At 54.5% G+C, this 23683-nt stretch carries 24 protein-coding genes; 17 read left to right on the plus strand and 7 right to left on the minus strand.

Features of this window, described 5'->3' with window-relative positions; translation table 11 throughout:
• The first annotated feature begins 24 nt into the window (after positions 1–24).
• The 11 genes from dmsD to clcB all read left to right on the plus strand — a co-directional run bounded on the left by dmsD (position 25) and on the right by clcB (position 12288).
• Entirely contained in the window at positions 25–639 is a 615-nt protein-coding gene (gene dmsD, locus G163CM_RS06495; RefSeq protein WP_231827299.1) for a Tat proofreading chaperone DmsD, read from the plus strand.
• Between the two features lie 108 nt (positions 640–747).
• Complete coding sequence (locus tag G163CM_RS06500) at positions 748–1689, plus strand: LysR substrate-binding domain-containing protein (protein ID WP_231827300.1); 942 nt, start codon at positions 748–750, stop codon at positions 1687–1689.
• A gap of 198 nt (positions 1690–1887) precedes the next feature.
• Positions 1888–4317, plus strand: coding sequence for a DMSO/selenate family reductase complex A subunit (locus G163CM_RS06505; protein ID WP_231827301.1), 2430 nt, complete (start codon positions 1888–1890; stop codon positions 4315–4317).
• Between the two features lie 10 nt (positions 4318–4327).
• Positions 4328–4945 (plus strand): DMSO/selenate family reductase complex B subunit, encoded by a 618-nt coding sequence (locus G163CM_RS06510; protein WP_231827302.1) that lies wholly within the window; start codon positions 4328–4330, stop codon positions 4943–4945.
• Position 4946: 1 nt separating this feature from the next.
• Positions 4947–5804: a DmsC/YnfH family molybdoenzyme membrane anchor subunit gene (locus G163CM_RS06515; RefSeq protein WP_231827303.1), complete on the plus strand. Its 858-nt coding sequence runs from the start codon at positions 4947–4949 to the stop codon at positions 5802–5804.
• A 280-nt stretch (positions 5805–6084) separates the two neighbouring features.
• Positions 6085–6795 carry an osmoprotectant ABC transporter permease OsmY gene (osmY, locus tag G163CM_RS06520; protein ID WP_231827304.1) on the plus strand — a complete coding sequence of 237 codons (711 nt, stop codon included), beginning with the start codon at positions 6085–6087 and terminating at the stop codon, positions 6793–6795.
• A 16-nt stretch (positions 6796–6811) separates the two neighbouring features.
• Positions 6812–7714, plus strand: a complete 903-nt coding sequence (gene osmX / locus G163CM_RS06525; RefSeq protein ID WP_231827305.1) for a glycine betaine ABC transporter substrate-binding protein — start codon at positions 6812–6814, stop codon at positions 7712–7714.
• Between the two features lie 9 nt (positions 7715–7723).
• Positions 7724–8371, plus strand: a complete 648-nt coding sequence (osmW, locus tag G163CM_RS06530) for an osmoprotectant ABC transporter permease OsmW (RefSeq protein WP_015964466.1) — start codon at positions 7724–7726, stop codon at positions 8369–8371.
• Positions 8371–9519, plus strand: coding sequence for an osmoprotectant ABC transporter ATP-binding protein OsmV (osmV, locus tag G163CM_RS06535; protein ID WP_231827306.1), 1149 nt, complete (start codon positions 8371–8373; stop codon positions 9517–9519). Before osmW ends, osmV begins: the two co-directional genes overlap by 1 nt.
• Before the next feature lie 111 nt (positions 9520–9630).
• Complete coding sequence (locus G163CM_RS06540) at positions 9631–10773, plus strand: IS481 family transposase (protein ID WP_420851090.1); 1143 nt, start codon at positions 9631–9633, stop codon at positions 10771–10773.
• A 222-nt stretch (positions 10774–10995) separates the two neighbouring features.
• Positions 10996–12288 carry a voltage-gated ClC-type chloride channel ClcB gene (gene clcB / locus G163CM_RS06545; RefSeq protein ID WP_231827307.1) on the plus strand — a complete coding sequence of 431 codons (1293 nt, stop codon included), beginning with the start codon at positions 10996–10998 and terminating at the stop codon, positions 12286–12288.
• On the opposite strand, the gene bioD is transcribed toward clcB, so the two are convergent.
• The 3 genes from bioD to G163CM_RS06560 form a co-directional block, all read right to left on the minus strand.
• Positions 12241–12936 (minus strand): dethiobiotin synthase, encoded by a 696-nt coding sequence (gene bioD / locus G163CM_RS06550; protein WP_108474210.1) that lies wholly within the window; start codon positions 12934–12936, stop codon positions 12241–12243. The genes clcB and bioD overlap by 48 nt on opposite strands.
• A gap of 127 nt (positions 12937–13063) precedes the next feature.
• The gene (gene mlc / locus G163CM_RS06555; protein WP_015964470.1) at positions 13064–14284 is read right to left on the minus strand and encodes a sugar metabolism global transcriptional regulator Mlc; all 1221 of its coding nucleotides are present in this window, start codon (positions 14282–14284) and stop codon (positions 13064–13066) included.
• Positions 14285–14394: 110 nt separating this feature from the next.
• Complete coding sequence (locus G163CM_RS06560; RefSeq protein ID WP_231827308.1) at positions 14395–15312, minus strand: LysR family transcriptional regulator; 918 nt, start codon at positions 15310–15312, stop codon at positions 14395–14397.
• Between the two features lie 116 nt (positions 15313–15428).
• Here G163CM_RS06560 and G163CM_RS06565 point away from each other — a divergent pair, with 116 nt between their 5' ends.
• From G163CM_RS06565 to G163CM_RS06580, 5 genes are all read left to right on the plus strand, one after another.
• Positions 15429–16679, plus strand: a complete 1251-nt coding sequence (locus tag G163CM_RS06565; RefSeq protein WP_231827309.1) for an MFS transporter — start codon at positions 15429–15431, stop codon at positions 16677–16679.
• Between the two features lie 99 nt (positions 16680–16778).
• Complete coding sequence (locus G163CM_RS06570) at positions 16779–18263, plus strand: carboxypeptidase M32 (protein WP_231827310.1); 1485 nt, start codon at positions 16779–16781, stop codon at positions 18261–18263.
• A 153-nt stretch (positions 18264–18416) separates the two neighbouring features.
• Positions 18417–18797 carry an acid resistance repetitive basic protein Asr gene (gene asr / locus G163CM_RS06575; RefSeq protein WP_231827311.1) on the plus strand — a complete coding sequence of 127 codons (381 nt, stop codon included), beginning with the start codon at positions 18417–18419 and terminating at the stop codon, positions 18795–18797.
• A 72-nt stretch (positions 18798–18869) separates the two neighbouring features.
• Positions 18870–18953 carry a small membrane protein YdgU gene (ydgU, locus tag G163CM_RS23600; protein WP_459349919.1) on the plus strand — a complete coding sequence of 28 codons (84 nt, stop codon included), beginning with the start codon at positions 18870–18872 and terminating at the stop codon, positions 18951–18953.
• Between the two features lie 102 nt (positions 18954–19055).
• On the plus strand, positions 19056–19874 hold the full coding sequence (locus G163CM_RS06580) for a trypsin-like serine peptidase (protein ID WP_231827312.1): 819 nt from the start codon (positions 19056–19058) through the stop codon (positions 19872–19874).
• Positions 19875–19956: 82 nt separating this feature from the next.
• Here the strand turns inward: G163CM_RS06580 and mdtI are convergent, their stop codons facing one another.
• From mdtI to G163CM_RS23540, 3 genes are all read right to left on the minus strand, one after another.
• Positions 19957–20286, minus strand: coding sequence for a multidrug/spermidine efflux SMR transporter subunit MdtI (gene mdtI, locus G163CM_RS06585; RefSeq protein ID WP_015964477.1), 330 nt, complete (start codon positions 20284–20286; stop codon positions 19957–19959).
• A complete protein-coding gene (gene mdtJ / locus G163CM_RS06590; RefSeq protein WP_015964478.1) occupies positions 20273–20635 on the minus strand; it encodes a multidrug/spermidine efflux SMR transporter subunit MdtJ in 363 nt (120 codons plus the stop codon). Before mdtJ ends, mdtI begins: the two co-directional genes overlap by 14 nt.
• A gap of 116 nt (positions 20636–20751) precedes the next feature.
• A complete protein-coding gene (locus G163CM_RS23540) occupies positions 20752–20850 on the minus strand; it encodes a protein YdgV (RefSeq protein ID WP_420851396.1) in 99 nt (32 codons plus the stop codon).
• A 211-nt stretch (positions 20851–21061) separates the two neighbouring features.
• Between G163CM_RS23540 and G163CM_RS06595 the strand changes: the two genes are divergently transcribed.
• Positions 21062–22096, plus strand: a complete 1035-nt coding sequence (locus G163CM_RS06595) for an AI-2E family transporter (RefSeq protein WP_015964480.1) — start codon at positions 21062–21064, stop codon at positions 22094–22096.
• A 48-nt stretch (positions 22097–22144) separates the two neighbouring features.
• Here G163CM_RS06595 and G163CM_RS06600 read toward each other — a convergent pair whose 3' ends face one another.
• Positions 22145–23632 carry an MFS transporter gene (locus tag G163CM_RS06600; RefSeq protein ID WP_231827313.1) on the minus strand — a complete coding sequence of 496 codons (1488 nt, stop codon included), beginning with the start codon at positions 23630–23632 and terminating at the stop codon, positions 22145–22147.
• Positions 23633–23683: the final 51 nt, after the last annotated feature.

A 23683-nucleotide genomic window follows, 5' to 3' on the forward strand; every position in this document is an offset into this window, starting at 1 on the left:
ACCCGCACTTTTAGGATGGTTTGAATGACTGATTTTTCCCAACACGACACATTTTCTATGACCGCCCGTGTGCTCGGCGCGCTGTTTTATCTGCCGCCGGAAAGCCCGGAAGCCGCCCCCTTGATCGAGGCGCTGAAAGGCACGGAATGGCTGACCCAGTGGCCCTTGCCGCAAGAGGTGTTGCAGCCACTGAGTGCAAAATTTAACGCGGATGCCGAAGAAACGTTGTCTGAAGCCTGGCAGCGCTTGTTTGTCGGCCCGTATGCGTTGCCTTCTCCGCCGTGGGGTTCCGTCTGGTTGGATCGCGAATCGGTGCTGTTTGGCGACTCGACCCTGGCGCTGCGCCAGTGGATGCGTGAAAACGGCATCCAGTTCGATATGCAGCAAAACGAGCCGGAAGATCACTTTGGCTCCCTGCTGCTGCTTGCCGCCTGGCTGGCGGAAAATGAGCAGCACGCTCTGTGCGAACAACTGCTGGCCTGGCACCTCTTCCCGTGGTCTACGCGTTTTCTGGAAGAGTTTGTCGCTAACGCCAATCACCCGTTTTATCAGGCGTTGGGTGAATTAGCACAGTTGACGCTGGCAGAATGGACCACACATATGCTCATCCCCGTCGCTGAAAAAACGCTCTTCCGTTAAATCCAGGGCAATAACGCGCAGACGGTGACATCTACTAGACCGTCTGCATTAATCCTCATCCTCGCCGTCCAAAATGAAAGGAATACTCCATGCTGAGGGAAATCAGTCATGCGCGATCTTAACGGATTAAAATGGCTTCATGCTTTTGAAGCTGCCGCGCGGCACGGAAGTTTTGTCGGTGCTGCCAAAGAGCTTGGCGTAACGCCTGCGGCTGTCGGTCAGTTAGTTAAATCACTGGAAAATTGGGTTGGTCACCCGTTATTTTTACGGGGACGTACCGGCAACGAACGTTTGACACTTATTAATAATGCCGATGATGCGTTACATCATATCACGCCTGGCTTAAACAGCCTGAAAACCGGGTTAAATATACTGCGTCATCATAATGAACGTCCGGTAATTACATTAACCCTTTCTCAGACGCTTCTCACACACTGGTTTATGGAATTGCTAAATACCTTCTCGGATATTCATCCAGAGATTGAATTTAATCTCAATGTAACGGATAAACTTGTTAATGTCGCGAACGGGGAAGCCGACCTGGGAATTCGTTGCGGTCCTGGAAACTGGCCGGGCGTGACAAAGAAATGGTTGATGGAAGAAGAAGCTATTCTGGTATGTAGCCCGCATCTCCTGGCGCTAAATGAAACCATTAATTTGCAGTGGCTTGCCGTACAAACGCACATTCATGATGACACGCTCTACCCAGGCACCAGTTTTCCCTCATGGGAGAATGTGCTGGCAACATTAGGAATATCGAACGCCAGCGAGCGTGCATTGCATATCAACTCAACATCCGCCGTCATCCTCGCAGCGCTTAGCGGGCGCGGTGTGGCGATTGCGCAAAAAAACCTGGTGAGGCACTTAATCGCCACCAATCAACTGGTACAACTGAACACCGCGCGTCGCTGGCAACTGGAGTGGTCATATTATCTTGTCACGCCGAAAAATAGTGTCATGCGGCCTGATGTAAAACGCTTTCATGACTGGCTGATTCACAAAACCAATAACGAGAAAAACCATCCTCTAAAAGCACACTCTCTCGCATAGAAATTCTATATCGCCGCTAAAGATTTTCTCGTTTGTCAGCACGATTCGAAATCAAGAAAATAATATCCAACATTCGCCAGAGGGATAAATCCACTGGCGATTTGTTATTGCATTGCAAACAATTAAATACATTCACAATAAAAATATAACAGCAAAATAATCATCGTCAGCTAAATTATTACCAGGAAAGGTGAAGTAATGGATCGTACTGAAAATGCACGTCTGTGCCAATTTCCCGTCACCCGTAGAAAACTGATTCAAACCGGCGGCGTAATAGCTGCTGCAAACAGTTTAACCCTACCTTTTAGCCTCAGTACAATTGCAGCTGAACAACCGCCATCCCCGCAGGAAAAGCGTGTCTGGAGCGCGTGTACCGTAAATTGCGGTAGTCGATGCCCACTCCATATGCATGTTATCGATGGCGAAATTAGATATGTCGAAACGGATAATACCGGTGACGACAATTACGAAGGGTTACGGCAGGTTCGTGCTTGCCTGCGCGGGCGCTCAATTCGCCGCCGGATCTACAACCCGGACAGGCTTAAATATCCCATGAAACGCATCGGGAAGCGCGGCGAAGGCAAATTCGAACGCATCAGTTGGGAAGAGGCGTACAGCACCATCGCCAGCAACATGAAACGACTGATTAAAGATTACGGTAACGACGCTATTTATCTCAATTACGGTACCGGAACCGGTGGCGGGACGATAACGGCGCCCTGGCCTTCTGGCCGGAGTTTCGTCGGCAGATTAATGAATCTCTGCGGCGGGTTCCTCGATTTCTATGGTGATTATTCTACCGCGCAAATTACAGCAGGGCTGAACTACACCTATGGCGGATGGGCCGACGGCAACAGCCCCTCGGATATCGAGAACAGCAAGCTGGTCGTTCTCTTTGGCAATAATCCTGGCGAAACCCGCATGAGCGGGGGTGGTCTTATATATACCTTTCAACAAGCGCTGGCAAAATCGGGCGCTAAACTTATTATCATCGACCCTCGCTATACCGACACGGGCGCAGGTCGTGAAGATGAGTGGATCCCCATCCGTCCGGGTACCGACGCGGCGTTAGTCTCGGCGCTGGCGTGGGTTATGATTAGCGAAGATCTTGTAGACCATCATTTCCTTAACACCTATTGCATCGGTTACGACGAGCAAACGCTTCCTGCTGACGCGCCAAAGAATGGCCACTACAAAGCCTATATTTTAGGGGATGCAAAAGATGGAATCGCGAAAACGCCGGAATGGGCAGCGCCGATTACCGGGATCCCCGCGGAACGCATTCGCCATCTGGCGAGGGAAATAGCCTCTACAAAACCGGTGTTTATTAGCCAGGGCTGGGGGCCGCAACGACGTTCCAACGGCGAGATGACCAGCCGCGCTATTGCAATGCTGGCTATTCTTACCGGCAATGTTGGCATTCACGGCGGTAACTCCGGCGCCCGAGAAAGCGGTTTTAGCCTGCCATTTGGCTATATACCCATGCTCGATAACCCGGTTAAAGCCAGTATTTCGATGTTCAGTTGGGTCGATGCCATTGAGCGAGGCGCTGAAATGACCGCGCTCCGCGATGGCGTTCGTGGGCAAGATAAGCTTAATGTGCCTATCAAAATGATCTGGAATTATGCAGGTAACTGCCTGATAAACCAACATTCAGATATCAACCATACTCACGATGTGTTGCAGGATGACAAGAAATGCGAGCTGATCGTGGTGATCGATTGCCACATGACCTCTTCTGCAAAATATGCCGATATCATTCTTCCTGACTGTACCATTGCCGAACAGATGGATTTTGCCCAGGACGGTTCTACCGGCAATATGGGCTACGTTATTTTTGCTGACCAGGTCATCCAACCACGGTTTGAATGCAAAACGCTCTACGAGATGATGACCGGACTGGCAAAACACATGGGCGTCGAGCAGTCGTTCACGGAGGGACGCAGCCAGCTCGACTGGATGCATTATCTCTATGACAATGCGCGTAAAAATATTCCAGGACTCCCTGCATTCGACACGCTACGTCAGCAGGGCATTTATAAACAGCGCGATCCGAATGTTCACCAGGTGGCCTATAAAGCGTTTCGCGACGATCCTCATGCTAATCCCCTCTCCACTGCTTCCGGGAAAATTGAAATTTACTCCCGGGCGCTGGCCGACATTGCAGCAACATGGCAACTGGCCGAAGGCGATGTCATCGATCCTTTACCTGTCTACACACCGGGCTTTGAGCACCACACCGACCCTTTAATTAAGCAATTTCCATTGCAACTGACGGGGTTTCACTACAAAGCTCGCGCCCACTCGACGTACGGTAACGTTGGCGTGCTTAAAGCGGCCTGTCGCCAGCAGGTCTGGATTAATCCGTTGGATGCGCAACAGCGCGGGATCGCCAACGGCGACAAGGTTCGCATATTCAATGCCAGAGGCGAGGTTCATATCGAAGCGAAGGTAACGCCTCGTATCATCCCCGGCGTTGTCGCCATGGGGGAAGGCGCGTGGTATGACCCCGATGGAAAACGTATCGATAAGGGCGGATGCATCAATGTTTTAACCTCACATCGCGCAAGCCCGCTGGCAAAAGGTAACCCTTCACACACCAATCTGGTACAGATTGAAAAGGCTTAAGGATCCGTCCATGACAACACAATATGGATTTTTTATCGACTCCAGTCGCTGCACGGGCTGCAAAACCTGTGAGCTGGCATGTAAGGATTACAAAGACTTAGGCCCCGATGTTAGCTTTCGTCGCATATATGAATACGCGGGCGGTAACTGGCAGGAGGACGATGGTGTATGGCATCAGGATGTGTTCGCCTATTACCTCTCCACCTCATGCAACCATTGTGAAGATCCGGCCTGTACCAAAGTGTGCCCGAGCGGCGCAATGCATAAGCGCGAAGATGGCTTCGTGGTTGTTGATGAAGATGTCTGTATCGGCTGTCGCTACTGCCATATGGCCTGCCCGTATGGCGCGCCGCAGTATAACGCCACAAAAGGTCATATGACCAAATGCGATGGCTGTCACGACCGCGTCGCCGACGGCAAAAAACCGATCTGCGTCGAATCTTGCCCATTGCGCGCGCTGGACTTTGGCCCAATTGATGCGCTGCGTAAGAAATACGGTAATCTTGCGTCCGTAGCGCCGCTGCCGTCCGCGCATTTCACCCGACCCAACGTGGTTATCAAACCAAACGCTAACGCGAGACCAACAGGCGACACGACCGGTTTTCTGGCAAATCCTGAGGAGGTGTAAAATGGGAAATGGATGGCATGAGTGGCCGTTGGTACTGTTTACGGTGCTGGGGCAAACCGTGGTGGGCGCATTGCTAGTTTGCGCGGCCGGGTGGGCGTCGATGAAAGAGAACGTGGCCGCCAGACAACGTATCGTACGCATGATGTTTTTTCTCTGGATAGCAATGGGCATTGGCTTTTTCGCGTCTATGATGCATCTCGGTTCACCGCTTCGGGCCCTGAACTCACTCAACCGAGTGGGTCAATCTGGCCTCAGTAATGAAATTGCCGCAGGTTCTGTCTTCTTCGCTGTAGGCGGTATGGGCTGGTTAGCGTCTATCGCCGGTAAATTACCGTTGATAATGACAAAGCTTTGGCTGGGGGTAAGCTCCCTGCTTGGCGTGATTTTCATCGCGATGATGAGCCTGGTGTATCAGATTGAAACCGTTCCTACCTGGCATACTGGATTGACAACGCTGCATTTTTTCCTGACAGCGTTTCTTTGTGGGCCACTGTTCGGGGCGATATTGCTGCGTGCTGCGAAGGTCAATATTAATGGCACAATGATGAGCAGTATCAGCCTGTTAGCGCTACTGGCTACTGTAGGCATGATCATTTTTCAGGGCGTGTCGCTGGCAGCAATCCACAGCTCCGTTCAACAGGCTGCGGCGTTGGTACCCGATTACGCAGGGTTACAGGTCATTCGGATTGTATTGTTAACGGTGGGCTTCGCCTGCTGGCTCTGCCCTCTGATGCGTCGAAAACTACCGCTGTTTGCGGGAATGCTGGCGGGGTTCGTGCTGGTAGCCTGTGGTGAGCTCATTGGTCGTACTCTCTTTTACGGGCTGCATATGACGGTTGGCCTCACCGTCGCGGGATAGATCTTCGCAATATGATAAACTGCCGAAAATAACATCCTTTTCCGGCAGTTTATCCCTCTCACTTGTGACAACGTCACTTCTTATTTTCGCTTTTAAGACTATTCTATACCTCCCCTGCAAACCCTTATCGCGTATAGCCAACTTACTGATTTCGTTCAAAAGCTGTGCAATGTAAATTTCCTCATTTCTGGAATAGCTGGCCATGCGTTGCTATAGGTCAAATGCGTCACTGTGAAACATGACGCATTAATAAAAACCTATAACAGGGAGAAACACAGCAATGCAGGCTTCCCCCCTTATGCGCTTTCTGGGCTTTGCTGGCGCGATTGTTTTGGTCCTCGCACTCCTCGCCTGGGGTATCGGACTGGACACAATTAAAGCCCGTCAGGTTGACCTGATCTACCTGGGTCAACAACACCTTAAACTTGTTTTCATCTCCATGTTCTTTGCCCTGCTGGTCGGCATTCCCAGCGGTATCCTTTTGAGCCGCCCTGCGGCAAAAGGTATTGCCGAATATGTGATGCAGATTTTCAACGTCGGTAACACGCTGCCGCCGCTGGCGGTACTGGCACTGGCGATGGTGGTCATCGGGATTGGTGATATTCCCGCTATCGTGGCGCTCTTCCTCGCTTCGCTGCTGCCGATAGTGCGTAACACCTATTCCGGCCTGAAGTCGGTTCCGCCTTCACTGATTGAAGCGGCCAACGGTATCGGCATGACGAAGTTACAACGGCTCTGGCAGGTTGAACTCCCCAACGCCTGGCCGGTAATGCTGTCAGGCATTCGCATCGCAACCGCGATCAACGTTGGTACTGCTCCGCTCGCCTTCCTGATTGGTGCTAGCAGCTACGGCGAACTGATTTTTCCGGGGATCTACCTTAACGATTTCCCGACGCTGATTTTAGGCGCCACGGCCACCGCCCTGTTTGCCCTGATCCTCGATTCCCTGCTCGCCTGGCTTGGCCGCATACTCAGCCCCCATACAGCCTGAACATAAGGAGCGTGACATGACTTTTAAAAAACAGCTGCTGGGGTGGTTTAGCGCAACGTTACTGTTTGCCGGAACCGTGCAGGCTGCGCCGATTACCCTGGCCACCAAGAGCTTTACTGAGCAACATATTTTATCGGCGATGACCGTGCAGTATCTGCAAAAGAAAGGATTCCAGGTTCAGCCACAAACCAACATCGCCACCGTTATCTCGCGTAATGCGATGATCAACAAGCAGATTGATATGACGTGGGAGTACACCGGTACGTCACTGATTATCTTTAACCACATCAACAAACGGATGAGCCCGCAGGAGTCTTACGACACGGTAAAACGGCTGGACGCCAAACTGGGCCTGGTGTGGCTTAAACCGGCGGATATGAACAATACCTATGCCTTTGCCATGCAGCGTAAACGTGCGGAAGCGGAAGGCATTACCACCATGTCGCAGATGGTGGAGAAGATTGAGCACATCCGCCAGACCGACCCGGATAAAAACTGGCGTCTGGGGCTGGATCTCGAATTCGCCGGGCGCAGTGATGGCATGAAGCCGTTGCAGGAAGCATACAACATGCCGCTCGATCGCCCGCAGATCCGCCAGATGGACCCGGGCCTGGTCTATAACGCGGTACGCGATGGTTTTGTCGATGCCGGGCTTATCTACACCACCGATGGTCGCGTAAAGGGTTTCGACCTGAAAGTGCTGGACGATGACAAAGGTTTCTTCCCGAGCTACGCCGTGACGCCGGTGGTGCGTAAAGATGTGCTGGAGGCCAATCCGGGCCTTGAAGAAGCACTGGATACGCTCTCAGGCCTGCTCAATAACGACGTGATCGCCACGCTTAACGCGCAGGTGGATATCGACCATCAAACCCCGCAGCAGGTAGCCCGTAAATTCCTGCAAGACAAAGGCATGCTGTAAGGAGCGCTTATGGACACGTTGCATTACATGATGGACAACGCAGGCTACCTTGCCACGCTCACCCTTCAGCATCTGTGGCTGGTGGCGCTGGCGGTGGGGCTTGCGATTATTATTGGCGTCCCGCTCGGCATTCTCATCGTGCGTCACAAATGGCTGGCCACGCCGGTACTGAGCGTCGCGACGCTGCTGTTAACTATTCCGTCTATCGCCTTGTTTGGCCTGATGATCCCGCTGTTTTCGCTGATCGGTCACGGGATTGGCGTGCTGCCTGCCGTCACCGCCGTTTTCCTCTATTCCCTGCTGCCAATTGTGCGCAACACGCATACGGCGCTGGACGCCCTGCCGCCGGGCCTGCGCGAAGCAGGACGCGGGATCGGCATGACCTTCTGGCAGCGTTTGCGCTGGGTAGAAATTCCGATGGCATTACCGGTGATTTTCGGCGGTATTCGCACCGCCGTGGTGATGAACATCGGCGTGATGGCGATTGCTGCCGTGATTGGCGCAGGCGGGCTGGGATTACTGTTACTGAACGGCATCGGCGGAAGTGATATCCGCATGCTGATTGCTGGCGCTCTGATGATTTGCTTACTGGCGATTGTGCTCGACTGGCTGCTGCACCGCCTGCAAATCGCTCTGACACCGAAGGGGATACGATAATGATAAAACTGGAAAACCTCACTAAACAATTTTCACAGAAAAATGGTCAACCGTTGAAGGCCGTCGATAACGTCAACCTGAATGTGCCAGAAGGTGAAATGTGCGTCCTGCTGGGCCCCTCCGGCTGCGGCAAAACCACCACCCTGAAGATGATCAACCGCCTGATTAAACCCAGCAGCGGGACCATTCTCATCAACGGGCAAAATACCGATGAGATGGACACGGTGACGCTGCGTCGCAATATTGGCTACGTTATCCAGCAAATCGGTCTGTTTCCGAATATGACCATTGAAGAGAACATTACCGTGGTACCACGCATGCTGGGATGGGATAAAGCCCGCTGCAAAACCCGCGCGCAGGAACTGATGGAAATGGTGGCACTGGATGCGAAAAAATTCCTTCACCGCTATCCCAAAGAGATGTCCGGCGGTCAGCAGCAGCGTATTGGCGTGATCCGCGCGCTGGCGGCGGATCCGCCGGTGCTGCTGATGGATGAACCTTTCGGCGCGGTCGACCCGATAAACCGTGAAGTGATTCAGAACCAGTTCCTCGAGATGCAGCGAGCCCTGAAGAAAACCGTCATGCTGGTGAGTCATGATATCGATGAAGCGCTGAAACTAGGCGATCGTATCGCGGTATTCCGACAGGGGCGTATTATTCAGTGCGCCAGCCCGGATGAGCTGCTGGCAAAACCGGCTAACGAATTCGTCGGCTCGTTTGTCGGGCAGGACCGCACGCTGAAGCGCCTGCTGTTAGTCTCGGCGGGTGATGTCACCGACCAGCAGCCGACGATCACCGCTCGCAGTTCCACGCCACTTGCCGAAGCGTTTGGCATTATGGACGAGAACGACATTCGTGCGTTGACCGTGGTGGATGAGGAAGGCAAACCGCTAGGGTTTGTGAAGCGCCGCGAAGCGCGTCAGGCGAGCGGCGTCTGTTCTGATCTCATCCACCCGTTCCGCGTCACCGGCAAGGCGGAAGACAACCTGCGCGTGGTGCTGTCGAAACTCTATGAGAGCAACACCAGCTGGATGCCGATTGTCGATGAAGATGGGCGCTATAACGGCGAGATTTCGCAGGATTATATTGCCGATTACCTCAGCTCCGGGCGTACGCGTCGGGCGCTGAATATTCATAGCGAGAACTAAGCCCTCACCCCGGCCCTCTCCCTGTACAGTCCGGGGACATATTGAACACTTGTTCGGGGACATGGTAGACACTTACAACTAAGGCATAAGAATCCGTTTATGGAGTCGCTTATGCCCTGGGATGCGAGAGATACCATGTCATTACGTTCCGAGTTTGTTCTGTTCGCCTCACAAGACGGGGCGAACATCCGTTCCCTCTGCCGTCACTACGGCATTTCTCCCGCCACCGGTTACAAGTGGCTTCGTCGCTGGGCTGAGGAAGGCGCATCCGGTCTTCTGGACCGTCCCCGCGTACCTCATCACTCTCCCAACCGTTCTCCGGATGATATCACTGACCTGCTGCGCATCGCCCATGCCCGTCATGAGCGCTGGGGCGCCCGCAAGATAAAGCGCTGGCTCGAAGACCAGGGGCACCGTATGCCCGCCTTCAGCACCGTCCATAACCTGATGGCCCGTCACGGTCTGCTACCGGGCACGGCTCCGGGCATTCCGGCCACAGGGCGCTTCGAACATGACGCGCCGAACCGGCTCTGGCAGATGGATTTTAAGGGCCACTTCCCCTTCGGCGGGGGCCGCTGCCATCCGCTCACCCTGCTGGACGACCACTCTCGTTTCTCCCTGTGTCTGGCACCCTGCACCGATGAACGCCGTGAGACCGTGCAGCAGCAGCTGGTCAGCGTGTTTGAACGCTACGGGCTGCCAGACCGGATGACGATGGACAACGGCTCACCGTGGGGCGACACCACCGGCACCTGGACGGCACTTGAGTTGTGGCTGATGCGCCAGGGTATCCGGGTGGGGCATTCCCGGCCATACCATCCGCAGACACAGGGCAAGCTGGAACGTTTTCACCGCAGCCTGAAGGCGGAAGTACTGCAGGGTAAGTGGTTCACAGACAGCGGTGAGCTGCAGCGAGCTTTCGACCACTGGCGTACGGTGTATAACCTTGAACGGCCCCATGAAGCACTGGGTATGGCCGTTCCGGCCTCGCGGTATCAGCCGTCTGCAAGGCAGTACAGCGACAGCATTACGCCACCGGAATATGATGAAGGGGTGATGGTGAGGAAGGTCGATATCAGCGGGAAGCTGAGCATAAAAGGTATCAGTCTGAAGGCAGGCAATGCGTTCAGGGGAGAGCGGGTCGGGCTGAAGGAGACGCAGGAGGATGGCTGCTATGAAGTGTGGTGGTACAGTACGAAAGTGGGGGTGATCGACCTGAAGAAAAAGTCGATCACCATGGGTAAAGGATGTTAAAAAGTGTTCACCATGTCCCCGAACACCTGTCTACCATGTCCCCGGACCGTACACTCCCACAGGGAGAGGGTGAAAACCGCACGCACTTAACCACTGGCACGAACGGTCCCCTCTCCCTATGGGAGAGGGTTAGGGTGAGGGGGATCCGCACCCACAGCTTTTGCATCTCCCCCGCTTTCCCCGCAAAATAGCCACCTGAATCTCTTTGTGTTGAAACCGCTCATGCAACGTCTTCACGCTTATCCCGATCTGCGCACTATGCTGCGTCGTCTGCTGTTTGCCGCCATCACCGGTATGCTCGCCGCGCTGGCGGTGGCAGGGTTTCGTCATGCCATGCTGTTTCTGGAGTGGCTGTTTCTCAGCAATGACACCGGCAGCCTGGTCAATGCCGCGACGGGGCTTTCCGCCTGGCGGCGCGTGCTGACGCCCGCTCTTGGCGGATTTGCGGCGGGAATGCTCTTGTGGGGCTGGCAGCGTTTGAATCAACAACGGCCTCACGCCCCCACGGACTATATGGAAGCGCTGCGCACCGACGGACAATTTGATTACGGCGCCAGCCTGGTCAAATCCCTGGCATCGTTACTGGTGGTGGTCAGCGGTAGCGCCATTGGCCGTGAAGGCGCGATGATCCTGCTGGCGGCGCTGGCAGCGTCGTGGTTTGCTCAGCGCTTTACCGCACGCGACGAATGGAAATTGTGGATTGCCTGCGGGGCTGCCGCCGGAATGGCGAGCGCCTACCACGCACCGCTGGCGGGTAGCCTGTTCATCGCCGAAATTCTGTTTGGCACATTGATCCTGGCCTCGCTTGGCCCGGTCGTGGTGTCTGCCGTTGTCGCATTGCTGACCACGCATCTGATCGGTGGCGGCAGCGAACCGCTCTACGTCGTCAATCTACCGCACACGCTCAACGTAACGGCCTATGTGCTGATTATCGCCACCGGTCTGCTGGCGGGCGTGTGTGGCCCGTTATTGATGTGGTTAATGAATGCCACGCACAGCCTCTTTTTGCGCCTGAAACTCTCTCCGCCCTGGCAACTGGCACTCGGCGGGTTGATTGTCGGCCTGCTGTCGCTGCTGACGCCCGCGGTCTGGGGAAATGGCTACAGCGTGGTCCATGCCTCGTTGCTGTCTCCGCCGTTGCTGGCCGCCATTTCAGGGATATTCATCTGTAAGCTGTTGGCGATCCTCGCCAGTAGCGGCTCCGGCGCGCCGGGCGGCGTGTTTACGCCAACGCTGTTTCTGGGAATGGCAGTAGGCATGCTGTTTGCACAGTTGTGCGGAATTTGGCTACCGGATCAGCCGTCAATGGCTGTCTTACTGGGGATGAGCGGCATGGCAGCGCTGCTGGCGGCAACCACGCATGCGCCGATCATGTCGACATTAATGATTTGTGAAATGACCGGGCAATATAGCGTACTGCCCGGTTTATTGATTGCCTGCGTACTGGCGTCGGTGCTGTCGCGAACCTTACGCCAGGATTCTATCTACCGTGAGCACGTTGCTCAACATGGATAAATTGATGTACTGGCTCAGTTCACGCTGCTCGGCGCGCGGCAGATACGGCAGTTCGCCAATCAGCGGCGCGGGCAGTTTTTTACTCAGCACATCAATGATTTCCGCGTAATGAGCAAGCCCCGGGTTGATACGGTTAGCCACCCAGCCAATCAGCGGCAGGCCGTCGTTGGCGATGGCCTGAGCCGTCAGCAGCGCATGGTTGATGCACCCTTCCTGAATCCCCACCACCATCACCACCGGCAGTTGCTCCTGAACCACCCATTCAGAAAGCGGGCGCAGGTCATTCATCAGACTACGCCAACCGCCAGTCCCTTCAACCACCACGTTATCCACTTTCTCGCTCAGGCTGGCGAGCCCGTTTGACAGCAGCGTGTAGTTGATTGGGCAGCTGTGCGCGACGCTGCTCTCTTCTTCGCTCAGGGCAATTGGATTCACCGCATCGTACGGCAGTTCCAGCGACGACACGCTTTGCAGCACCAGCGCATCTTTATTGCGTAACCCTTCAGGGGTCTCTTTGCTGCCTTTTGCCACAGGTTTGTACCCGGCTACTCGTTTCCCGCTGGCTGCCAGCGCCTGCAGTAGCGCACGGGAAACCACCGTCTTGCCGACAGAAGTATCAGTACCAGTAATAAAGAAACGGTTAAGCATTACTAACTCCACAGTTATGCCGGTGAAATATACAGACCAGAAATAATTTAAAGTGGTGAAAGTCTACGTGATGAACCAGAAACCCGGCTTGAGATAGCGCAATTTTTTGCGCGACAGTGAAAAAATGTTAACCCTGTAACAGTCGAATCAGCAGCGATCCGTTATAGAGCGCATCCTTGACCAGCGCCGCCCCGGCCATCGTGCCACGGTTTGAGAACTGGGTCTGTTCAACGGAGATATGCTTGCTGTAAGCCGGAAGTGACTGCTGACGAATACAGTCGCTGATCGCCGGGAAGAGGATATCGGCAGCCTGATTAAACGGCGAACCGATAAGTATTTTTTGTGGATTGAATAAATTCACCATGATAGCCAGGATGCGCCCGACGTTGGTGCCGACGCTGGTGATGATATCTTTCGCCAGTAAATCGCCCTTGACCGCCGCCTGGCACAGCGATTCCACCGTCAACGGCTGCTGGTGCAGCATCGAACTCATCGACTGGTGCATACGCACCTGCGCCAGCTCCAGCACGCTCTCTACGCTGGCGATGGTCTCCAGGCAACCGTGGTTACCGCAGTAACAACGCTTACCATACGGGTCGACCTGCGTATGGCCAATCTCCACCAGGCTACTGCTGCCCGCATGTAGCAAACGACCGTCGGTGATTACTCCCGCGCCCACGTTATGATCAATCACCACCTGAATAACATCCCGCGCCCCGCGTGATGCGCCAAACAGCGCCTCAGCCATGGTCCATGCGCTGATATCATGTTGAATATAAACAGGTACGCCTGTATGCGCCGCCAGCGTTTCACCCAGCGGCATCTCTTTCACGTCCTCGTAGAACGGCATCCGATGAATAATTCCGCTTTCCGTATCAATGATTCCGGGAAGCGTAATGGCGATGGACGTTAACCGCTCCAGCTTCCCCTGATGGCGAATAAAGAACTGATCGATTTGCGTGATAATACGCTTCAAAAGCGGCTGCGTGTCCTGGAGAGCCAGTTCGAGACGTTCTTCCACCACCAGCTTGCTGCTGAGATCGCGCAGAGCGAGATGAATTTCACCCCGGCTGATACGCAGCGCCAGATAATGCCACGCTTCCGTCTCAACCATGAGCCCCACCGCAGGACGCCCACGGCTGCCAGGTTCCTGAATTTCAGTCTCCTGCACCAGGTGCGCTTCGAGCATTTCACGCACAATTTTGGTAATACTGGCAGGTGCCAGTTGCGCCAGCCGGGAGAGGTCGATACGCGACACCGGGCCAAGCTGATCAATCAGGCGATACACCGCGCCCGCATTAGTCTGCTTTATTTGATCGATATGGCCTGGCTGACTGTCCGCTACCACCGTAGACTCCCTTTATTTTCGCGCTTCGAAATAATCTCAGGGCTATGGTGAAGGACTTCAATGGGGTACGCCAAAGTTTTCCTTAGCCTTGTGATTTGCCGCACATTTTTTCATGCTTTTTCGTCAGAAATGCTTATCTTTGCCGCAGCCAGCAGCTGTTGCTTAAAGCGTTGGGCTGCCTGACTAAGTTCATGATGTTTAGACCACACCAGCCACATTTCTGAAACCGCATCTTCTTCAATGATGGGCACCCAGCGCATTTCCATAAGCTGCACCCGCCGAAACGACGCCGGAAGAATAGACACCCCAAGCCCGGACGCCACCAGGCCAATAATGGTCATCGCCTCGCCCACTTCCTGGGTCATGCGCGGCGTCACGCCGTAGCGGCGCAGCAGGCCCAGAATATCATCATACAGACCTGTTCCCACGTGCGGGTCGAAGAAAACAAAAGGCTCATCGGCAAGCTCTGTCAGACTCACCGCGCGTTGATTCGCTAACGGATGCTCATGATGAATCATCGCCAGCAGCGGCTCGTGTAGAATAACCTCCCACTCCAGCGTGTCAGGAAGCTGCGTGTTCCGCATCAAACCGAGATCCAGCGAACCTTCAGTAAGCGGCGAAATCTGCTCACGGGTATTGGTTTCGCGCGTCTGGATATGCACATCGGGATAGCGACGACGAAAGGTCGAGAGCGTATCAGACACCGCCTTAATAAAGGGCGCCGAAGAGGTAAAACCAATATTCAACTCGCCCGTTTCACCATGATGCAAACGCCCGGCACGGGCAGCGGCCTCTTCGACCAGCAGCATAATTTGGCGGCTATCGGCAAGAAACTGCTTTCCCGCCGCCGTGAGGTTAACGCTGCGGTTGGTGCGGGCAAACAGACGGGCGCCAATTTGCTGTTCAAGTATCTGAATTTGCTGGCTTAGCGGTGGTTGAGAGATGTTCAGACGGGCAGCAGCACGACCAAAATGAAGCTCTTCCGCTACCGCAATAAAGTAGCGCAGATGGCGCAGCTCGATATTCATATTTGTTACATATCAATTGAGATTATTAATATATTAGACAGAATATTCGCGATTTCCTACTCTAATTATGTGACCTACATCGCTATTACCTTTTGTTTTTAAGCAAGGATCTTCCCGTGAGCCGTACAACCACCGCAGACAACGAACCGGCTATCGATGTCCGCGACAATGCCCCATCCAGGCCGAACCAGTTTATTACTCGCGGCACACCTCAGTTTATTCGGGTTACCCTCGCACTTTTTTCCGCCGGGCTGGCGACCTTTGCCCTGCTCTACTGCGTTCAGCCGATTCTGCCGGTGCTGTCACATGAGTTTGGTATCTCGCCTGCGGGAAGCAGTATTTCACTGTCGATTTCCACGGCGATGTTAGCGATTGGGCTGCTCTTTACCGGGCCGCTTTCCGATGCCATTGGCCGCAAACAGGTGATGGTAACCGCGCTGCTGCTGGCATCGTGCTGCTCTTTGCTCTCCACGATGATGACCAGCTGGCATGGTATTCTGATCATGCGTGCGCTGATTGGTTTATCGCTCAGCGGCGTGGCGGCGGTCGGGATGACCTACCTCAGTGAAGAGATCCACCCCAGTTTCGTCGCCTTCTCGATGGGCCTCTATATTAGCGGAAACTCAATTGGCGGAATGAGCGGACGCCTGCTCACCGGGGTTTTCACCGATTTCTTCGGCTGGCGTATCGCTCTGGCGGTGATCAGTGCCTTCGCGCTAGCCTCGGCAATTATGTTCTGGAAGATCCTCCCGGAATCGCGCCATTTCCGCCCTTCCTCCCTGCGCCCGAAAACGCTGCTGCTTAATTTCCGTCTGCACTGGCACGATCGCGGCCTGCCGCTGCTGTTTGTCGAAGGCTTCCTGCTGATGGGCGCATTCGTCACCCTGTTTAACTACATCGGCTATCGCCTGATGCTCTCACCCTGGTCACTGAATCAGGCGGTAGTTGGCCTGCTCTCTGTCGCTTATCTCACCGGAACCTGGAGTTCACCAAAAGCGGGCGTGATGACAACCCGCTACGGTCGCGGCCCGGTGATGATCTTCTTCACCGGCGTAATGCTGCTCGGCCTGCTGCTGACGCTGTTCTCGCCTTTGTGGGTCATCTTCCCCGGCATGTTGCTGTTTTCCGCTGGCTTCTTTGCCGCGCACTCGGTCGCCAGCAGCTGGATTGGCCCCCGCGCGCGTCGCGCCAGAGGCCAGGCTTCATCGCTTTATCTCTTCAGCTACTACCTGGGTTCCAGCATCGCCGGGACGCTCGGCGGCGTGTTCTGGCACCGCTACGGCTGGAACGGCGTCGGCGCGTTTATCGCCCTGCTGCTGGTCACGGCGCTGCTGGTCGGAACGTTGCTGCACAGACGATTGCATTGATGGCTACGGGCGCGAATTTTTTGCGCCCGCTTACCGCCCTGTGATAGATCTGAATCTATCGGCGCCTGCCGCCTTCTCTTTTATAGAAAACAGGGCACTATGGAAAACAAAAACTACCAACACCTCACCCGCACCTTCCAGCGTCTCTCCCGTTTTTCACACCTTTCCGCCATCGCTGGCTGGGATATGTTTGCCATGATGCCGCCGGGCGGCAGCAATGCGCGTAGCGAAGCGCTGGCAGAACTGGGCGTGTTGCAGCATCAGATCCTGACCGATAAACAGGTTGGTGAGTGGCTACGCAACGCAGAACAGGAAAATCTTAACGATCTTGAACAGGCAAACCTGCGTGAAATGGCGCGTCATTATCAACAGGCCGCCCTGTTGCCGGAAAGCCTGGTCGAAGCCAAATCGCTGGCAGGTAGCCGCTGTGAGCACGCCTGGCGGACACAGCGCCCTAACAACGACTGGCTGGGCTTCGCGGAAAATTTAAAAGAAGTGGTCAAACTCAGCCGGGAAGAGGCGCGTATCCGTGCGCAGGCCAAAAACTGCTCGCCCTATGATGCGCTGCTGGATATTTTTGAGCCTGACATGACCAGCGCACGTCTGGACGTGTTGTTTGGCGATCTCAAATCCTGGCTGCCGGAACTGTTAACCAAAGCGGTAGAAAAGCAGGCCAGCAAAACGCTGATCGCCCCGCAGGGCCCGTTCCCGGTGGAGCATCAGCGCCAGTTGGGGCTGGAAGCGATGAAGCGCCTCGGCTTTGATTTTAACGCCGGTCGGCTGGATGTCAGCGCACACCCTTTCTGCGGCGGCGTACCGGAAGATGTGCGTATCACTACCCGTTATAACGAGCATGACCTGTTAAGCGCCCTGTTCGGCGTTATCCATGAAACCGGGCATGCGCGCTATGAGCAGAATCTGCCGCGTAACTGGCTGGGGCAGCCGGTATCGTATGCACGGTCTACCGCCATCCACGAATCGCAAAGTCTGTTCTTTGAGATGCAACTGGCACGCAGCGACGCGTTTTTACAGCACCTGTTGCCTGCCGTCGTGGCGCAGTTTGGCCCGCAGTCCGCTTTTGAGGCCTCAAACTTTGTTGCGTGGAACCAGCGCGTGAAACCGGGCTTTATTCGTATTGATGCCGACGAAGTGAGTTATCCGGCGCACGTGATCCTGCGTTACGAAATTGAACGCGCGTTGATTGATGGCGAGATTGAAGTAGATGACATTCCTGCCCTGTGGGATGAAAAAATGCGTCACTGGCTGGGGCTCTCGACGGAAGGCAACTATCGCGATGGTTGTATGCAGGATATTCACTGGACCGACGGTGGTTTCGGTTATTTCCCGTCCTACACGCTGGGCGCAATGTACGCCGCACAGTTGATGCACGCCGCGCGTAATGCAATGCCCGATCTCGAATCACGTATTGCCAGCGGTGATTTCAGCACATTGTTTGAGTGGTTGCGCCAAAACATCTGGCAGCATGGTAGCCGCTTTGGCACTTCACAGCTTATTCAGCAGGCGACGGGCGAGGACCTGAACAGCCGCTATTTCCGCGAACATTTAACCGCCCGCTATCTGTAATTCTCCTCACGCCGAAGGGCTCTCCTCCGGCGTTGTACATTCCGTTACACGCCGATACCAATCACTCACGGAAAGCCTGATAACTCAGGGATATAGTTCTTTCAACGGCCCCGCAGTGGGGTTGAATGAAAAAACCAATTCGAGGGTATGAGAATGAAAAAAGTATTAGCTCTGGTTGTTGCCGCTGCTATGGGTCTGTCATCTGCTGCATTCGCTGCTGAAACTACCGCGGCTCCGGCACCGGCTGCTAGCGCAACCACTAAAGCGGCACCGGCAAAAACCATGCATCACAAAAAACACCAGAAAGCCGCCGCAGAACAAAAAGCGCAGGCTGCAAAAAAACACCACAAAAAAGCCGCTAAAACCGAAGCGACCAAACCGGTAGAACAGAAAGCGCAAGCCGCTAAGAAACACAAAAAACATGAAGCCGCAAAACCGGCTGCTGCTGAGCAGAAAGCGCAGGCAGCAAAAAAACATCATAAAAAAGCAGTAAAACACGAAGCCGCTAAACCTGCTTCTCAGCCTGCTGCGTAATCGTCACCGTTCGTATCGTTCTGATGACAAATCGGCGCTGTTTCAGCGCCGATTTTTTCCTGGAGAGCAATGATGTTGCGGCGCTATCGTTTCGAGCTCATCCTGGCTTTACTCATCATCTGCGCACTGATTGCGACAAGGTTTTTCCTTTACTGAGCGTAGTTCGCTGATTTTGCTCCCCCTTTTCATTTGTCCCGTCTATAGTAATCACATTGGGTTTAACTTTTTATAATCATAATTACCCCACCAGAGAGTGATATGCGTAGAGCTGTTTTCGTTTTACTGGGATCGTTGAGCGCGCTGTCGATGGCTGTACATGCGGATGACAGCGATAGCGGCATGAGCGCGAAAGATGTCAAAACGCTGTTTTTCGGTCAGGACGATCGCACCCTTGTGACCGATGCAACAGATTCCCCCTGGGATGCTATCGGTCAACTGGAAACCGTCAGTGGTAACCTGTGCACCGCCACCCTCATTTCGCCCCATCTGGCGTTAACCGCCGGACATTGTTTACTGACGCCCCCTAATGGCAAGCCGGATAAAGCCGTCGCGCTACGCTTCGTGTCACAGAAAGGCGTCTGGCGTTATGAAATTCACGGTATTGAAGGTCGAGTGGACGCTTCACTTGGCAAGCGTCTGAAGCCCGATGGCGATGGCTGGATTGTTCCGTCTGCCGCCGCGCCGTGGGATTTTGGCTTAATTATTTTGCGTTATCCGCCGGGGGGAATTACGCCGCTGCCGCTGTTTGAGGGTGATAAAGCCGCCCTCACTGCCGCATTGAAGGCGGCGGACCGTAAAGTGACGCAATCAGGCTATCCGGAAGATCATCTTGATTCGCTTTATAGTCATCGCGACTGCGTAGTGACCGGCTGGGCGCAAACGTCGGTGCTATCGCATCAGTGCGATACGCTACCGGGCGATAGTGGTTCACCGTTGATGCTAAAAACAGACAATGGTTGGCAGTTGATTGCGGTACAGAGTTCCGCGCCGGGGCCGAAAGATCGCTGGCGCGCGGATAACCGGGCTATTTCGGTGACGGGTTTTCGCGACAAGCTGGAAGCGCTGGCGACAGAGTAATCTTTGTGCCAGGTGGCGCTACGCTTACCTGGCCTACAACACTTTTGCATTTTGTAGGCCTGACAAACGCAGCGCCCATCCATCAGGCCATTTTAATCAGCACCATGCCGATTATCAGCAGACCGAGGCCCATCCAGCCTTTGTTATTCAGGCGTTGACCAAACAGGATCCAGCCCGCCGCCAGCGTAGCCATAATCCCGAAGGCGCCCCATAACGCATAGGCCACGGAGAGATCGATACCTTTTACCGCCTGCGACAACGCGCTAAACGCGGCCAGTACTGCGGTAATTGAGAGAACGCCATAGAATTTGCGGCGAAAACCATCTGAAAACTTCAAAAAGATATTCGCGATAATTTCCAGCACGATAGCCAGCCCCAGCCAGGCGGCGTGAATCCACTCAAACTGTTGCATGGTGAGCCTCCACCGGCTGAGATTTCACTTTACGGGTACCGGATTTAATCAACACAATCCCCGCCACCAGCGTCACCAGACCGGCAATCTTCATCGCTGACAGTGATTCACCAAACAACATGACGCTGAACAGCGTGATGAGCAAAATACCGATGCCTTCCCACAAGGCATAGGCCACACCCAGCGCGATTTTTTTCACCGCGAAGGCAAGGAAAATATAAGAGATGGCAATCATCACCAACATCAAAATAAAACCAGTCGAGCCATTACTGACGGCAGCCCATTTCATAGACAGCGTGCCGATAATTTCAGCGACGATCGCAAGGGATAAAAGAATCCAATAAAACATGTTATTTCTCCTGCTTGAGAATATATTCCGTTGCGGCTCACAGCGAGGTGCAAACCGTAAAATCCAGGTTGTAATGAGTCCTGACGGCGGGCGTCAGATCAGGCAGAAGAAAGAGACTAAAGCGCGTTGCGCCAGTGCTGCTCGGCACAAAGCGAGCTGGAGAAAGGTAAAACAGCAGTGTGAGTAGAAATGAAAGTTTTGAACTGATTGTCCATAAAAATACAATTATCCGCGGTATTGCTTCTCTTCGTTGCGGAAAAAAATTGTCCTCGGTAGTTAAACACAGCTAATTTTTAGCACAACCTTCTGATTAACTCAAAATATTTTCAGATCTTTACCATAAATATTAGATCTAAGTGAGTTCCCTCTCAGACCGTTCGCAATTATGATATTCAGGCTTGTTGTACACTTTTTTCAGGAACCCTTATGGCCAAGCCCATCATTACGCTTAATGGATTAAAAATTGTCATCATGCTGGGCATGCTGGTCATCATTTTGACGGGTATCCGTTTCGCGGCGGATATCATCGTTCCCTTCGTGCTGGCGCTGTTTATCGCCGTGGTGCTTAACCCGGTGGTACAGCTGATGACCCGCTGGCGCATTCCTCGCGTGCTGGCTATCTCTTTACTGATCTGCCTGATTATTATGGTTGCCGTCCTGCTGCTGGCGTCACTGGGCACCTCGCTTAACGAGCTGGCGCGCACGTTGCCGCAGTATCGCTCCTCTTTACATGTGCCGCTGCAGAATATTCAGCCCTGGCTGGAGCGCTTTGGCGTGACGGTCTCAGCGGATGAGTTGATTAAATATATCGATCCAAACGCCGCGATGACCTTTGTCACCAGCCTGTTGACACAGCTATCTAACGCGATGTCTTCGATTTTCCTGCTGCTGTTAACCGTGGTGTTTATGCTGCTGGAAGTGCCGCAGCTTCCGGCCAAACTCCAGCAACTGATGGTCAAACCGACAGAAGGAATGGCGGCTATCCAGCGCGCTATCCAAAGCGTGTCGCATTATCTGGTGCTGAAGACGGCAATAAGCCTGGTGACCGGCCTGGTGGCGTGGGGCATGCTGGAAGCGCTGGGCGTACGTTTCGCATTTGTCTGGGGCCTGCTCGCCTTCGCGCTGAACTATATCCCTAACATCGGTTCCGTGCTGGCGGCGATCCCGCCGATTTTACAGGTGCTGGTTTTTGGCGGGTTTTATCAGGCGCTGATTGTGCTGGCAGGATATCTGCTGATAAACCTGCTGTTCGGTAACATCCTCGAACCGCGCATCATGGGACGCGGGCTGGGGCTGTCAACGCTGGTGGTATTTCTGTCGTTGATCTTCTGGGGATGGTTGCTTGGGCCAGTGGGAATGCTGCTTTCGGTACCGCTCACCATTGTGGTCAAGATTGCCCTTGAGCAAACCATCGGCGGCAGAAGTATTGCCGTACTGTTGAGCGATCTCAGCGATAAGTGACAGTGTCACATAAAGCTGCCGACATCCTGTCGGCAGCCTCTCCTTCTCTTACGGTTTCCCCGCTTTTGCCAGGCTAAACCACATCCCGACCGCCAGCAGTAACAGCATCATCCCGGCACTGCTTAACGCCACGCTGTGCGAGAAGGTAAACGCGGTACGTGCGGCATTAATTGTGGCCTCGGCAAGCGTCGGCGTCAGGGTTTGCGCCGCCTTAACCGCTTCGCCAATCGACGACGATGCGCGCGCGGCGATATCGCCCGTCAGCCCTTCCGGCAGAATAATGGACGCGGAAAAACTGCGGCTCAGCAGTAAGCCAAAGACGGCAATACCTAACCCGGCACCCAGTTCATACGCCATGGTTTCAATCGCCCCGGCAGCCGCTGCTTTTTCCTTCGGCGCGGCGGCCATAATCGCCGCCGTTGACGCCAGCAAGGCGCTGGCGGCGCTAAAGCCGAGCAACACCATCAGCCCCCACGCCTGCCATTGCTGGGTGCTGAAATCCAGCATCGACAACCCAAGGAAGCTCAGCGCACTCAGCGCCATGCCGCTCGTTGCCACAGTACGCAGGCCAAGACGCGCAACCAGCACACCGGCTATCGGGCCGCTGAAACCACTAGCTACCATCAGCGGCAGCATAAATTTCCCGGCCTCAAACGGCGTGAAACCATGTACAAACTGCAGTTCCTGCGCCATCAGCAGCTCAAAACCGACCAGCGCAATCATTGCCGTCATCGCCATCACCACGCCGCTGAGAATAATGCGGTGGCTGAACAGACGCATATCGATCATCGGCTTCGCCGCACGAAGCTGGATACGAACAAACATCGTTAATAACAGCGCGCCGGTCACGAACGCCCCGCCGATAACCCACGGCGCAACCAGCCCTTTCATCGCGGTTTTGGCGCTATACACCAGCAGCAGGATCGCCACAATCAGCATAATGGCGTGACTCAGGTTCAACGGCTGATCGCGTCGGCCCGGCTGCTGCGGCACGAAGCGCGCGGAAAGTGCCATCACCAGCAACACGATTGGAACGTTAATCAGGAACACCGAGCCCCAGTAGAAGTGCTCCAGCAGCATGCCGCCAATCAACGGGCCAAAGGCTGCCCCGCCGGAACCAACCGCAGCCCAGACGCCAAGCGCGATGTTACGATGACGCGCATCGATAAACAGTGTACGGATCCCGGCAAGCGTCGCCGGGACGATCATTGCTGCGCCAATCGCCAGCACCGCGCGCGCCGCAATCAGCCAACCGGCATCTGGCGCAAACGCTGCCGCCAGCGACGCCAGGCCAAACAATCCGCTGCCAAGCAACAGCAGGCGTTTAAAACCGATGCGGTCGCCCAGCGCCCCCATCGGCAGTACCATTCCGGCCATCACCAGCGAGTAGATATCAATGATCCACAGTAATTCGTTGCCGCTTGCTCCAAGCGTCATACTCAACGTCGGCGCCGCCACATGCAGCACCGTCGCATCGATGGCGACCGGAATATAGACCAGCACGATAATCACTAACGCTAACCACTGACGAAACATAACTCTCCCTCATTTATTAAAGTTGGACATCCGTCCAGAACGCGATCCTAC

It is taken from the genome of Pseudocitrobacter corydidari (assembly GCF_021172065.1).
GTDB classification, from domain to species: domain Bacteria; phylum Pseudomonadota; class Gammaproteobacteria; order Enterobacterales; family Enterobacteriaceae; genus Pseudocitrobacter; species Pseudocitrobacter corydidari.